Below are 14,521 nucleotides of genomic sequence, written 5' to 3' on the forward strand. Positions count from 1 at the left end.
AACAGGACTCTTCGACAAGCCCTATTTTCCCTGATCAGAAGGCACTTCTGCGTTTCCGGCCCACTCCTTGGACAACCCTTAACGAAGGGCCGAGGCTAATCTGCGCCGACCGAACCGCAGTGCATATTCTCAGAATGGCGGATCATCGACCGGCCCTTCACTAGAATCCCAGTCACTGTTCGGTAAATCATCACCGACCCGCTCAGAGTCAACAACACTCCTGAGCGAATCCACATTCTCACCCCAGGTCGCCAATGCCTCGATCGCTATGCCCCGGAGCCACTTATCCGAACTAGCGGCAAGAAAGTTCCTAGCCAAAGGCACAAACAGCTGACGCTGGGATACCAAATCCGAGGATTCCAGCAACTGAACAGCCGCGATCAGAGCGGCTTCCCTAACCTTCGGATCCGGATCTTTTAGATATGCATCAACGCTTGGGAAAATAAGTGGATAGAGTTTCCGAATCTCCAGAAAACGAGGAAATGGAACTGTCGGCGCATATCCTGCCCAAGACCGGATTCGCCGTTCCGACTGCATACTCACATCGTAGGCGACATTGGACAACCATGTCAGCAATTTACCCCGAAGCGGGTACTTCCCCTTCTCCCAGTCCGGAGCGAGCAATTTCCGGCTTCTCGGATCACCCAAGAGCGCGGCGACGTACCGAACCGCTGGAGCTGTCGCGGAGTAAACCACCCCGTCGTTAAGCAAAGCATTGTCGAGGTGATCGAGAGCACCTTGAACGGCGCCCGGATCAGTCGCCACCAGGTCAGCGAGCTTGGCCGGGGTTTCGGGGTAAGCACATCCATCAGCATTCTCCAAGCCGGACCAGTCGACAGCCTGGAGAATCGTTGAAGGTTCAGGAAACTCGTCGATCATCTTTTATATTATGCCACACCCCACCTTCATACAGCGGTGGGCGCGGCTTGCATTGCCGCGCCCACCGTCTGCACTTATTCTAGTTCTCGAAAAGCTTTTCGCTAAATACTTGTCGCAGCTGAGATCGCACTGTCAATGCTGAACCCTCTGGCAACATTCCCGCCACATTGGGCAAGCAGAAGGAGCAGGGACCACCAGGCTTGGAAACCATCAGCCTAGCCTCCAGTTTGGGAGCACCCTGGCCAGCCTGTTTCGCCAGGATTCTCATCAACGTGGCGGCTTGCACCTCAACATGTGAACCAAAAAATGTGTCCGGGTCAGGGCGCGCTTCCGCCGGAATTTCGTCCATATTCTTCTTGATCAAGGAGTGAAGCTTGTCGGATGAAAGATCAAACGTTCCATGCCCCTTGATCCAAAGATAGCCACCAGTAGCTCCCGACTTTGATGTCGAATTTCCTGGCCGCGTCGAGTATGCAGCATTTTCTGAAGCTCTGGCATGCGCGCGCTCATCAGGCGTCAAACAATTGTTGTTGTGTACGAGAACCGGTCCGGCCCCGGCGACCACGTAGTACGTGTGGATGTCGGCGACTGTCAGGTCGCGCATGACCTTGGCGCCGGCGAAATTGTGGACCGCGGTGACGTACTGGAGTTCGCCGTTCGGGCCGGTCAGGGTCGATTTGCCCGCAACCAGGTCGGCGGCTTCTGCCCAATCACCGGTGGTCGCGTCCCAGAAGGGATGGTGTGACGTGGTGTGCAGGACCGTCGACTCGGTCGGGCCGCGGGTACTCCGGCCGCCCTTGCCCTCGGTCTGCTCCTCGGCCCCGGTCGTGGAGTCGGCCGGCTTCTCGGCGACCGTCACGTCGGTCAGGTCCAGGTCGCGGTTGGAGTGCAGCAGAGTGACCTGCCGCGAGGTGACGTCACCGGAGCCCGGGTCCTTGGTCAGGACCGAGTCACCGATGTTCACCTCGGCGATCGGCCGGGTGGAGCCGTCCGCCATCACCACCAGCGTCGACGGATCGAAGCTGTGCGGTTCGGTGCTGTCCTGCGGCGGCGGCGCGGTCGGGCACGTCTCCGCGGTCTCCGAACCCTCGCCGTCGTCCTGCTCCTGCTGCTTCTCCTTGGACTTCTTCTTCGGTTCGGCCTTGTCCTTCTGCTTCTGCTTGGTCTGCTGGGGCTTGCCCTTCGTGGGCTTGTCCTGCTTCTTCGGAGCCTTTTCCGGCTTCGGCTTCTTCGCCGGTTTGGACGGGGCCGGCTTCTTTTCCGGCTTCGGCTTGGGTTTGGGCTTCTTCTTCGCCGGGGGCTTCGGCTTCTTCTTCGGCGGCTTCGGTTTCTTCGGGACCTTCGACATCAGGTCGCCGAGCTTCTTGCGCGCCATGTTCATCAGGTCCTGGGCGCGGCGCATCACCGTGCGGGCGCCTTCGACGATCCGTTTCCACAACCGGTATCCGGCGAACGCCCGGTCGGCCGCCTTGTACAACGATCGGCCGATCTTCAGGGCCTTGATCGGGCCGACCGCGCTCAACGCCAGGTCGACGCAGTCCATGATGCTGCCGCCGAGGCAACCGACCACCGAGTTGTAGCCGATCATGTCGAGCAGCATCCCGATGCCGACCTGCAGCAGGATGTCCAGCAGGTTGGTGTTGCTCTCCCGCAGCGCGCGGACGTACTCGGCCTCCTGCCGGACGATCTCGGTGCCGACCGCCTTCATGTCCCGGTCGCGCGCCTCCATCGCCAGGTTGTAGACCTGGAGTGCGGCCTGGTACTTCTTCACCTCGCAGGCGTAGTCGTACTGGCCGCACTTGCCGCCGACACCCTCACCGCTGGGGTCGGTGTTGGTCATCGGGTTGCCCTCGGCGTACGCGAACCGGTTGGCCGCGCCCGAGTCCGGGGACGGGCTGTTGCTCGCGGCGTCGCGGGTGTCGAACGTGCCGGTCTCCGGGTCGTACCAGCGGGACAGCATGTTGACCTTGCCAGTGCCCTGGTCGGTCCACTCCTGCTGGTAGCCGAGCTTGCCGAGCATGCCGCCGCTGGCGACGACCTTGCCCCACGGGTCGTAGGACACCGACCCGGAGAGTGCCGTCCCGGACGCCTCGAACTCGCCGACCACGTCGGTGTGCAGGTCGGTCCAGGCGTACCGCTGGGTGGTGCCGGAGGCGACGCCGACCAGGTTGTCGCTGACATCGCGGACGTAGGCGGTGGCACCGTCGTTGGCGACGTCGTTGCCGAGGCCGGTGTAGGTCAGGTTCGGCAGGATCAGCCGGCCCAGACCGTCGTAGGAGTAGGTGGTCGTGCCGCCGGTCCTGGTGCCCTGCGAGATGACCTGGTTGAACGCGTCGGTGACGGTCTTCGTCTCCACCCCGTTGCCGGCCGTCGAAGTCAGCGTGCCGCGTGGCGAGTACGTGTAGGTGGTACCGGCGGAGTCCGAGACGAGCTGGTTGCGCTCGTCGTAGGTGAACGTCTTGGTGCCGGCCTGGATCCGGTTGCCGGACTTGTCGTAGGCGTAGACGAGCGGGGTGACGCCGTTGTCGTAGCCGGTGAGCCGGTTGGCCCAGTCGTACTTGTAGGTGTTGGTCGACGCCCCGTTGAAGCCGGTCGTCGTCTTCTTCGTCAGGTTGCCGTCGAGGTCGAACCCGTAGGCGATCTTCCCGACGCTGGCGCCGGCCGACGTCTTGACCTCGTCCGACTCCAGCTGCTTCAGCTTGTTGTAGGTGAAGGAGCGGGTGTTGCCGCCGTACGCGATCGTCTTCACCCGCGACAGGGCGTCGTAGGCGTAGGTCATGTGCACGCCGGCGGTGCTGTTGTCCACCTTCGCCGGGCGGCCCGCGGTGTCGTACCCGTAGGTGGTGACGCCTGCCCCGTCGGTCCGGGTGGTCAGCGAGCCGTCGGCGTTGTAGGCGTACGACGAGTTGCCGGAAACCCCGGTGATCGAGGTGACCAGGCCGCGGTCGTCGTACTCCAGGGTGTTCGCCCCGGCCGCGCCGCCGAACGACTTCACCCGTCCGACCAGGTCGTAGGTGAACGTCCGGTCCTTCGTCGCGACCTGCGCCCCGGTACCCGAACTCTTGGTCAGCCGGCCCATCACGTCGTACTCGGACGTCGCGGTCACGCCGCCCGGCGAGTCCAGGCGGACGGCCCGGCCCCCCGCGTCGTAGGACATCGTGAAGGTGCGGTCGGCCACCGCCGGCGTGCTCGCGGTGGGCGGTTCGATCTGCGACTCCGGCAGACCCCATGAGTTGTACGTGGTGACGAACCGGCTGCCCCGCCCGTCGGTGAACCGCGTCTGCTGCCCGCCCACGTCGTAGCCGAACGTCGACACGAGCGCGTCCGCGGAGCTGATCGGCTCGCGCTGGGAGATCAGCTGCCCGGCCTCGTCGTACTCGAACGTGGTCTCGTGCTTGCTGCCGGGCAGATCGGTGTTCGCGGCAACGGCGGGGTTGTACGCGTTGCTCGCCGCGAGCGTGTTCCCGACGATGTCGTACCGCTGCGACTGGGTGCTGACCAGCTCGCCGGTGCCCGCCGCGTAGTCCGACGTGCCGACGGTCCGGCCCAGCAGGTCGTACGCGACGGTGGTGTAGCTGCCGTCCGGCGCGGTCGACTTCACCGGCCGGCCGAGGCCGTCGTACCGCACCTTGGTGGCGTTGCCCGCGGCGTCGGTGACCACGGTCTGCTCACCGGCGCTGTTGTACTTGACCGTCGTGACCACCCCGCCGGCCGACTTCACGCTGGTCGGCCACGGGCTGTTGTCGTACGTGTAGCTCGTGGTGTATCCGGTGCCCGCCTGCCGCACCGCCTCCGTGGCGGTGAGGGTCCGGCCCAGGTAGTCGACCGTCGACAGGGCCTGCGCCCCGCTCGGGTCGGTGTGCGCGAGCAGTTCGCCGTTGTCGTCGTAGGTGTACCGGGTCACGCCCTTGTCCGGCGTGACCACCTTGGTGGTGCGGCCGAGCTGGTCGTAGGTGTAGTCGGTGACGGCGCCCAGCGGATCCGTGCTGGAGACGACCTGCCCGACGCTGTTGTACCGGACCGCCGTCTTCGCGTAGATCGGCGCGCCACCGGTAGGCGCGACGTAGCCGGGCGACGTCTGCTCCACCATCTGGCCGAGTCCGTCGTACCGGTTGGTCACGATCTTGCCGTTCGGGTCCTGCTGCTCGGTCACCTCGCCGAACGTGTTGTAGCCGATCCGGGAGATCGCGCGTTCGCGGGCCGCGGCGCCCTCGCCGGTGACCGTGGTGATCGCCGGGCCGGTGGTGGTCACCGCCCGGCCGACCTGGTCGTTGGCGATGTAGGTGACGACACCCTTGGCGTCGGCCGCCGAGGTGATCGTGCCGTCGCTGTCCAGCTGGTAGGTGCTCCGGCTGACCTGGGCCCCGGCCGCCGGCAGGGTGCCGGCCTGGAGCTGCCCGATCTCGGTCGCGGAGAGCGCCTTCTGGTACGCCTGCACGTCGTCGATCTGGCCGGAGAAGACCCCGGTCGTCTCGTTCTGCGCGCCGACGAGCAGGCTGGTCGCCTGGTTGTTGAACTGCTTCGTGGTCGACAGCGCCGCCTTGACCACACCGTTCACGTACAGCTGAGCGGTGTTGGTGCCGCCGGCCGCGGGGTTCGGCGTGACCGCGACCGCGAGGTGGGTCCAGTCCGCGGTCGCCGACCCGCTGGTGTACGTGCTGGCGCTGCTCGGCCAGCTCGTCTCGCCGTCGGCCTCGCGCACCGACATGGCCAGCCGCCACGAGTTGGTCTTGTTCTCGTAGTACACCTTCAGCGCGGAGCTGCCGATGTCACCGGCGAGCGCCGCCACGTACCGGTCGACGCTCTTGTCGTCCAGTTTGACCCAGGCGCTCAGCGTGTACGGCTGCAGCGTGTCCACCGGGGCCGGCCCGGCGATCGAGCCCGAGGCGCCACCGGCGAAGGTGGCCGCGCCGCCCCGGTCGGTCGACCAGCCGATGCCGGTCGCCGTACCGATGCTGTTGCCCGCCGTGTCACCCACGGTCGTGCCGGACTTCTCGTCCAGCTTCCACCGCATCGTCGGGGTGACGTCCGCGGACAGGTAGCTGGTCTGCTGCCGGACCCGCCCGAGCCGGTCGTACGCGCTGCCGGCCAGGCCGAGCACCGAGGTGCCGTCGCTGAACGACGTGCTCAGCAGCTCGTCCTCGGCCGAGTAGGTGTACGTCGTGGTCCGGGTGGTGGTGGTCTCGCCGTCCTCGGTCACCTCGAGCGTCGCGCTCGTGTTCCGGCCCGCGGCGTCGTAGGCCCGGGTGGTCTTGGTCCGCCCGTTGTTGGTGATCTGCGTGGTCAGGTTCCCGGCCACGTCGTACGTGTTGTTCTCCAGCACGTACGACTGCTTGGTGCAGCCCGGCGTCCTGGCCGGGTCACAGCCGTTGGTCCGGGTCACCGACACCAGCAGGTTGTTGTCGGTGTACTTGTACTCGTTGACGAAGCCCATGCCGTCGGTCTCGGACGCCAGCCGCCCGGCCGGGTCGTAGGCCAGCTGCCGGACCTTCAGGTCGCGCGCCGCCGTCGGCGCGTCCGGGTCGCCGGTGAAGCCCTTGACCACCGTCGACACCTCGTTGCCGGCGCCGTCGTAGTTGGTCAGCACCGTCGAGCCGTCCGCGTGGGTCTGCCGGTTCACCTGGCCGAAGCCGTCGTAACCCAGCTTGACCTCGTTGCCGTTCTGATCCCACTCGGAGGTCCGCCGGCCGTGCGCGTCGTAGCCGTAGACCACCGTCCGGGGAGCGTCCCCGCCGGTGGCGTCGGACACCGTCTCGGTGGTCATCAGGCCGTCGACGTCGTAGGACAGCGTCGTCACCGGCGTGTGCACCGCGTTGGTCACCGCGTTCGTCGTCGCGGCGTCGGTCACCGACACGACCCGGTCCAGGCGGTCGTGGACGTAGGACACCGTCGCACCGGCCACCCCGCCGACGACGTCGATCTCCTTGACCGTACGGCCGAGGCCGTCGTACTCGTACCGGGTCGTGGCGCCGGCCGGGTCGGTCGTCTGGGCGATGTCCCCGTTCGGCAGGTAGAGGATGGTCTGCATCCCGCCGCCCGGCTTGACCACCCGCCACGGCAGGCCGGCCGGCACGGATCCGCCCAGGTAGCCGCCTCGCATCGAGCCGTCGGCGAGCTTGACCCCGTCGGTGTAGCTGATCGTCGTACGGCGGCCCAGCGGATCGGTCTCGCTGATCCGGTTGCCCTGGTCGTCGTACTCGTACTTGGTCAGATACGTGGCATCGGTGACCGATTTCGATCCGGCGCCACGCATCTCGATGAGCCGGTCGTTACGGATGTTCGCCGGCGGACTGACCGTCGTCGCGTCCGGGTAGTACAGCGAGTACGACGTCGAGCAGTTGTTCTCCGACCGGTCCTGGCACGTCGTCACCGACACGACGTTGCCGCGCACGTCGTACTCGTTGATCGTCATGTTGCCGTTGCCGTCGGTGACCGTGCGCAGGTTGCCCTTGCCGCTGTAGCCGTACTGCAGCTCGTTGCCGAGCGCGTCGATCTCCGCGACCTTCCGGCCGTACAGCAGGTCGTTGACCGTGGTGGTCCGGGTCGCCTTGTCCTCGTGGTCCTTCGGCCCGGTGATCACGTAGTTGATCTGGCCGGAGGGCGCGTTCTTGACCGCGTCGCGCGCCTTGAACTGGTACTGCGCCTGGGACGCGTCGAGCTCGGAGGCGTAGAACGCCACCTCGGCGAGGCTGCCCTTGTAGTACGGCGTGGTGTTCGAGTCGAGGTAGTACCAGTTGGCGCCGGTGATCGACCCGTCGATATAGCCACCGCCGAGGGTGTACTTCGTCGGCTCGAGGAGCGTCATCTGGGACGGGGCCATCGCCACCGACCCGGTGGTCGACTGCGCTGCCGCACCGTCGACGTACAACGTCTGCGCGGTGCCGTTGGTGCTGAGCACCACGTGGTGCCACTTGCCGTCGTTCACCGCGGCCTTGCTCGCCAGCGACGGGATCCAGGTCTGTGCGGCGCTCTTGTTGCAGGTGTACAGCTGCAGGTCGGTGCCGTTGGTCTTGGAGCTGCCGGGCAGGTCCAGGCACAGGCCCGAGAACGAGTTCAGCAGCCCGCCGCCGGCCGGCTCCCAGTCCTGTGAGCTGTTGCCGTTACAGGTGGAGAGGACGATCTTCGTGCCACTGACCTTGGCGTTCCCGGCCGGGGTCAGGCACTTGCCGAAGGCCTGCACGGTCGTCAGGTCACCGCCGCCGAACCGGCCCGAGACCAGGGTCCAGTTCTGCGCGGCGGAGCCGTTGCACTCGTAACTCTGCACCACCGTGCCGTCGGCGGTGCCACTGCTGGTGACGTCGGCACACTTGCCCTTGACCCCGACGGAGTTCAGCGGGGCGGTCGGCGTCACCGAGGGCGACAGCGCACGCAGCCTGCCGTCCGGGGTGATCCACAGCGACGGGGAGTCGTACCGCAGCGTGCTGGAGGTCTGGCTCTTCATACCGAGCAGCACGTCGCTGGTGGTGGTCGTGTTGAACCACATCGAGACGGAGCTGTTGCCGGCCGGCGCCACCCCGGACGGCAGGGAGACGTACGAGCTGGTGCCGTTGAACGACGCCGCCTTGCCGAGGGCGGCGCCGAACGGGCCGTCGGCCGAGCCGAGGGTGACCGTGCTGTAGGTGGCGACGCCGCCGTTGACCTCGTTCTTCGCGTCGGTGACGCCGGACTCGGCCATCCGCCAGTAGTTCGTCGGCGCCCCGCCGAGGACACCGCTCTCGTACACCTTCGTCGAACCGACGATGGCCGGTGTCTCCGGCGTCCAGGTCTCGCCGTTGCCGTCGATCACCTTGCTCACCCGGCTGGTGGCGGTGTTGTAGGAGATCTCCGCGGTGGCGTTGCCGGAGGGCCGCACCACCGTGGTCAGCAGGCTGACCGAGGTCCGGGCCGCGTAGAGGTCGGCGGCCAGCTGACCGTCGACCGCGTTGTCGAACAGCGCCACGTCGGAGACCGACCCGGTGAAGTAGTCGCGGGTGCCCAGGTTGCTGTAGGTGCTGGGGTGCGACTGGTTCGGCCACGCGCCGCCGAGGAAGCCCTTGCCGACGAACGCCGAGGCCGGGGCGATGTCCTGCACGGTCACGCCGGTCTCGGCGGCGACCGGCTTGCCGTCGAGGTACAGGTCCTGCCGGTTGCCCGACGCGGACAGCATGACGTGGTGCCAGACGTCGTCGTTCACCTTGACCGGTGACGTCACGCCGTTCACCGTGGCGGTGGCCGCCATCGGGGTGTGGATCCGGGACAGGAACAGCTGGTCGACCGGGCGCGTCTTGCCGCACGCCCAGATCTGCATGAGCGCGCCGGTCTGCGAGCCGTCACCGACCGAGTCCAGGCACAGCCCGGAGTAGTCGCTGACGATCTGCCCGTCCGCCTGCACGTTCCAGTCCTGGCTGCCGGCGGTCGAGGCGCACGTGTTGATGACCAGGTCGGTGCCGTTGGTGCCCTCCTGGTCCTCGGTGTCGACGCACTTGACCACGCCACCGGTGGTCACCTGCAGCTGCCGGGTCGTGGCCCAGGTGAACACCTGGTTCGCGGTGCCGGCACAGTTGGCGAGCGCCAGCCGGGTCCCGTTCGTGGCGACGTTGCCCGGCACGGTGAGGCACTGGCCCTGGCCGACCGCGGTCAGCGTGCCCAGCGAGGCGCCGAGCTTCGAGGCCTTGGCGAAGCCGCCCATCAGCTGGCCGTCCGCGCCGACGTACAGCGTCGGGTTGTAGGCCCGATTGGTGGTGGCCGCGGTCGATGCGGCGGCCTCCATCGACTGGCCGTAGAGCACGCCGTCGCCGCCGGTCTTCGACGCCTTGAACCACATGCTGATCGCCTGGTTCGCGCCGTCGCTGGCCAGGTTCGCCGGGATCTGCAGCTGCGCGGACGTCCCGTTGAAGCCCGTGGCGGTGGCCGACGAGCCGGCCAGCGGACCGGTCTGGCCCAGCGTCACACCGCTGTAGACGCCGACGTCGGCGCCACCGTTCTCCAGCATCGAACTGGCCGCGATCTTGGTGTCGCCGGTCTCGTTCAGCCGCCAGTACGAGTGCGGCCGGGCGTTGACCGTCGCGGTCGGGAACAGCGAGCCGGTGGTCTCGTACTTGTAGGTGTTGCACTTCTCCCAGTTGTCCGGCGGGCACACCTTGGTCAGCGCGTCCCCGGTGTACGAGTACCACCAGGTGTTCACCGAGTCCCAATCGCCCGGCGTGACCGGGTCGGTGGCGACGTAGGCGACGTGCTTCGGCGCGGTCTCGGTCCAGTACAGGTCCAGGGTCCGGCCGGAGGCCGCGGTGATCGTGGCGAGCAGGCCGTCGGTGTAGGTGAACCTCTGCGCGCGCCCGGAGATGTCCTTGATCGACGCGACCGGGTACTCCTCGGACCCGTCCACGAGCTGCTTGAACTCGTAGCTGGTGCCGTCCTTCTCGGTCAGCCGGTAGGTCCGCTTCCCGTCCGTGGTGACCTCGGTGAAGGTGGCGGCCTGACCGGCCGGCGAGGAGTAGCTGCCGTTGTTGTTCCGCCCGAACGCCAGCTCCCGGCCGCTCGGGTAGGTCACCACGACGGTGTTGACCCGCTGCGAGCCGTTGATGGTGACCGGCTTCTCGGTGGCCTTGACGTCGATGATGCTCGACCAGCCGGCGCCGAACGCCTGCCCGGTGCGCGGGTCACCGCTGTTGTACGAGCGGGTGATCTCCAGCGGCGGGCCGACGGTGTTGACCATGGCGTCCTGGGCCGTGGTCGTGTAGTTGCCGATCACCGGGTCGAAGCCCTGCCCGGAGTTCTGCGACAGCACGGACGTGATCGACGGCTGCGGCACCGGCGTCACCAGCAGGTTCTTGATCAGATACTCGTGGTTGTCGGCCAGCCCGTCGCGGACCTGGACCGTCCAGTAGTACGACTCGTTCCAGCTGAACGTGCCGGCCGGCACCGTCCAGGACTTCTTGGCCTGCCAGTCCGAGGTGGCGATCTGGGTCTTCTGGTCCTTGTCGTAGACGAAGAAGTTGTACTCCAGCGTCTTGGGCCAGTTGTCCGGGTCGCTGGCGTCGGCGATCAGCTCGGGGGTCAGCGTCGCCGCCGACGCCCCGTACGCCGGGTACTGCTCGTTGACCTGCGGGTCGGTGTTGTAGTCGTAGGTCAGCTCGAGGCGCGGGTCGGTGTCGTACCCGCCGTAGTTGGCCGAGGTGAACCGCTTGAACGCCGACGAGTCGGTCTCCGAGGCGGTCAGCGCCAGGCCGAAGTTCGACATGGTGCCGGTCGACCAGCCGTTGAACGTCTGCGTCGGCAGCGCCACCGACCGCATCGCGCCCTTGCCCCGGTCCCCGCCGCTGTTGTTGCACGCCGGGGTGTTGTCACTGATCACCCACTGGGCGATCGGCGACGAGTAGCTCGGGCCGGCGCTCAGCTTGCCGTCGGCCGCCTCGATGTCGGCGACGGTCCACTTCGTGGTGGCCCGCCGCACGTAGATCGGCTCGTGGTCGGCGCAGTTGTACGACCAGGTGTGGAACATGAACAGCTTCGCCGACTTGATCTGCGTGCCGACCAGGCCGTTGTCGTCGAACTCGTCGAAGTGCATGAACGAGCGCGACCGGGTGGTGCCGCTGTCCCAGGTGCCGACCGGCAGGTTGTCGCCGTTGTGCTCGACGGTCGAGGTGCTGTCGTCGGTGAAGACGTCACCGGTGTCGGCCGTCTCGATGGTCGGGTCGACCCGGACCGGGTACTGCCGCGCCGGGTCGGCGAGCCACGCCTCGTCCGCGGTGACCTTCAGGGCCTGTCCGCCGTCGACGGTGATCAGGTCGTAGCGGACCGCGCCGGACTCGGCCGGTGCGCCCGAGTGCGGGTCGACCTTGGAGTCCTGCATGTAGCCCCGCGGGACCCGCATGGCGACCTTGCCGTCCGCGGCGACCAGCTCGAGTGAGCCGTCGCTCCGCTTCTTCGCGGTCACGCCGTCCAGCGTCAGCGGGAAGACCCACTCGTGGCCGGCCGCCGGCGACGCCAGGACCAGGGTCTCCTTCAGACCGTCGTTGGTGGTGCGCAGTTCGAGGTCGGTGCCGGGCAGGATCTCGCGGTACGTCGCGGTCGAGCCGTTCAGCACGGCGGGCACCGCGGCGGCGCCGGCCAGGTCGTAGGCCATCGAGTAGCCGGAGGCCGTGGTCACCGTCGCGAGGGCGTCGCCGGCCGACGGCGCGGACGAGGACGGCGCGGCGGAGGGCGGGGCCGAGGGCGTGACGGAGGGCGTGACGGAGGGCGTGACGGACGGCGACGACGACGGGGCGATCGACGCACTCGGGGTGCTGTCGGCGCCGGTCGCGCCGAGCGCGACGTCGATCGAGTTGGCGGCGGTCGCCAGGACGTCGCCGCGCTTGGTCAGCGTGGTGTCGATCGGCTGGTAGGACCCGTCCGCGGCCTTGAAGTTGACCCGCTCGTCGAAGAGCACCCGGGTGAACGAGCCGTCCTCGTTCTGGAACTCGTCGTACGTCGCCGTCGACCGTTTCGGCAGCCGCTTGCTGGTGCGCTCGTCGAAGCTGGTGGCGTCACCCGGCTTCCCCGGGGTGGTGAACTTCTTCTGCGCCGGTTGCCCGGGCTGCGCCGGGTCGGCGATGCCCTTGCCACGGCCGGGCGCCGTCCCGGCGCCGCCGTTCACCGTGGTCGTCGCGGTGGACACGTAATGGTCCACGTCACCGGTTGCGCCACCGCGCTCCTGCTTCGGCAGTCCGGTGACCGCGGCGAGCGCGGGCACCTGCCGGAGGGCGGACAGCAGCCCGGAGAGCGGCCATCCATCTCGTTCCGTGGGCACCACGTCCGGTGGCACACCCACCGACAGTCCCAAAGCGAGCGCTGTGACGACAGCGATCCGCCGCCTCATATGTCGAGCCCCGTTCTCAGCTTCTTCCAAGGATCGGCGAAGCATGAGGGAAGATCATCGATCTCCACAAGATCCTATTGAACGGGGCGCGTCTATCTACCCAGCGCTGGCGGGCCTAAACCCGAGTTCACGGCATCCACTGTGTACTTGATCACATTTCCGGATCGGGTTTGGCGTGCAGGATTTCGCGGGCCTGCTGGGCCGCGCGGACGATGCTCTCGCCGACGAACTCGACGAAGCGGGCGATGCCCTCCAGGCGCGCGGCGGCCGGGCTGTCCGGGCCCAGCACGCCGACGCCCTGGCGCGCGGTCTCGGCGAGCTGCTCGTGCGACTTGGCGCTGGCGATCATCGACTGGTACCAGACGTCGTCGTCGACCACGTAGCGCTCGTGGCGGCGCTCGCCGCGCTCCCGGCGGATCAGGCCCTGCGCCTCCAGGAACGCGACCGCCTTGGACACCGACGCCGGGCTGACCTGCAGCCGCTGCACCAGCTCGGCCGCGCTGAGACTGCCCGCGTCCGTGGTGAACAGGCAGGTCAGCACGCGGGCCATCATCTTCGGCAGGCCCTGCCCCATCAGCAGGGTGGTGAACACCTCCTCGTACGCGAGCACCGCGGCCGGGTCCCGCCCGTTGGCCGGCGCGGGTGCCTGCGCACCCCGGGGCGCGGTCTGCCGGCGCCGGTGGGCGCGCTGCTCGGTGGCGCGGTGCGCCAGGTCGCCGCGGTACCCGGCCGGGCCGCCGTTGCGCATCACCTCGCGGGTGACCGTCGAGGTGGGACGGTCCAGCCGCCGGGCGATCTCCGCGTACGCCAGCCCGTCGGCCAGGCCCAGCGTGATCTGCTGACGTTCCTGCTGGGTGAGCCGGCCACCGGGCATGTCGATCTCCTTACGCGCACCTGTCTGACGCACGGCAGCATAGCTTTTATTCTCCACTCAATGCAACGATGCGTTGCGTTGATTTTCCAACCGTTGCAACGATTACGGGGCATCTAGCTGCCAATATGTCGTCATTAAGCAACGATCCTGTTGCCCAATACGCGAACGCAACGTAGCGTTTTGCACATCGGAAACAACGGATCGAAGGAGCTAGTCATGCAGAAGTTCGCCACCACCGCCCCGATCGCCGCCGTCCTGGACATCCCGGCCGGCCGGCTCCAGCTGATCGCCGCCGACCGCGCCGACACCACTGTCGAGGTCCGGCCCGCCGACGCGTCGAAGGGCCGCGACGTGAAGGCCGTCGAGCAGGTCACCGTCGACTACCGGGACGGCGTGCTGCGGATCGCGACGGCCGCGCCGAAGCACAAGCTGCTCGGCAACTCCGGCGCCGTCGAGGTCACCGTCCAGCTGCCGGCCGGGTCGCGGGTCGAGGCGACGACGGCCGCCGGGGACCTGCGGGGTGTGGGCCGGCTCGGCGAGGTCACGTTCGACGGGGCGCAGGGCCAGGTCAAGCTGGACGAGACGGCGAGCGCCCGGCTGACCCTCCAGGACGGCGACATCACGGTCGGCCGCCTGACCGGGCCGGCGCGGATCAGCACCCAGCGGGGTGACATCCGGATCGCCGAGGCGGTGGACGGGGCGCTCGTCCTTCGTACCGAAGCCGGAAACGTCGCGGTCGCGGCCGCCAGCGGCGTCTCCGCGTCGCTGGACGCCGGCACCGGCAGCGGCCGCATCCAGAACTCGCTGCGCAACGGTGACGGCGCGGCCGCCCTGACCATCCACGCCACCACGGCCTACGGCGACATCACCGCCCGCAGCCTGTAGTCCCGCAGCCTGGGGTATGGACATGCCGACGAGTGGCGCACCGGCAC

4 protein-coding genes are annotated in these 14,521 nt (G+C 67.7%); 1 reads left to right on the forward strand and 3 read right to left on the reverse strand.

What is annotated here, in order from left to right:
• Window positions 1–129: 129 nt before the first annotated feature.
• From ADL15_RS52745 to ADL15_RS09215, 3 genes are all read right to left on the reverse strand, one after another.
• The gene (locus ADL15_RS52745; protein WP_157441259.1) at window positions 130–879 is read right to left on the reverse strand and encodes a hypothetical protein; all 750 of its coding nucleotides are present in this window, start codon (window positions 877–879) and stop codon (window positions 130–132) included.
• A 79-nt stretch (window positions 880–958) separates the two neighbouring features.
• Complete coding sequence (locus ADL15_RS09210; RefSeq protein WP_067687170.1) at window positions 959–12,667, reverse strand: LamG-like jellyroll fold domain-containing protein; 11,709 nt, start codon at window positions 12,665–12,667, stop codon at window positions 959–961.
• Window positions 12,668–12,866: 199 nt separating this feature from the next.
• Complete coding sequence (locus ADL15_RS09215) at window positions 12,867–13,589, reverse strand: helix-turn-helix domain-containing protein (RefSeq protein WP_067687172.1); 723 nt, start codon at window positions 13,587–13,589, stop codon at window positions 12,867–12,869.
• Window positions 13,590–13,805: 216 nt separating this feature from the next.
• Here ADL15_RS09215 and ADL15_RS09220 point away from each other — a divergent pair, with 216 nt between their 5' ends.
• On the forward strand, window positions 13,806–14,474 hold the full coding sequence (locus tag ADL15_RS09220) for a DUF4097 family beta strand repeat-containing protein (protein ID WP_067687175.1): 669 nt from the start codon (window positions 13,806–13,808) through the stop codon (window positions 14,472–14,474).
• Window positions 14,475–14,521: the final 47 nt, after the last annotated feature.

Origin of the sequence: Actinoplanes awajinensis subsp. mycoplanecinus, assembly GCF_001509495.1 — a bacterium.
Lineage (GTDB): Bacteria > Actinomycetota > Actinomycetes > Mycobacteriales > Micromonosporaceae > Actinoplanes > Actinoplanes palleronii.

Coding starts and splice junctions, on each gene's coding strand:
- ADL15_RS52745 (WP_157441259.1), bottom strand. CDS start 879: ATGATCGACGAGTTTCCTGAACCTTCAACGATTCTCCAGGCTGTCGAC.
- ADL15_RS09215 (WP_067687172.1), bottom strand. CDS start 13,589: ATGCCCGGTGGCCGGCTCACCCAGCAGGAACGTCAGCAGATCACGCTG.
- ADL15_RS09220 (WP_067687175.1), top strand. CDS start 13,806: ATGCAGAAGTTCGCCACCACCGCCCCGATCGCCGCCGTCCTGGACATC.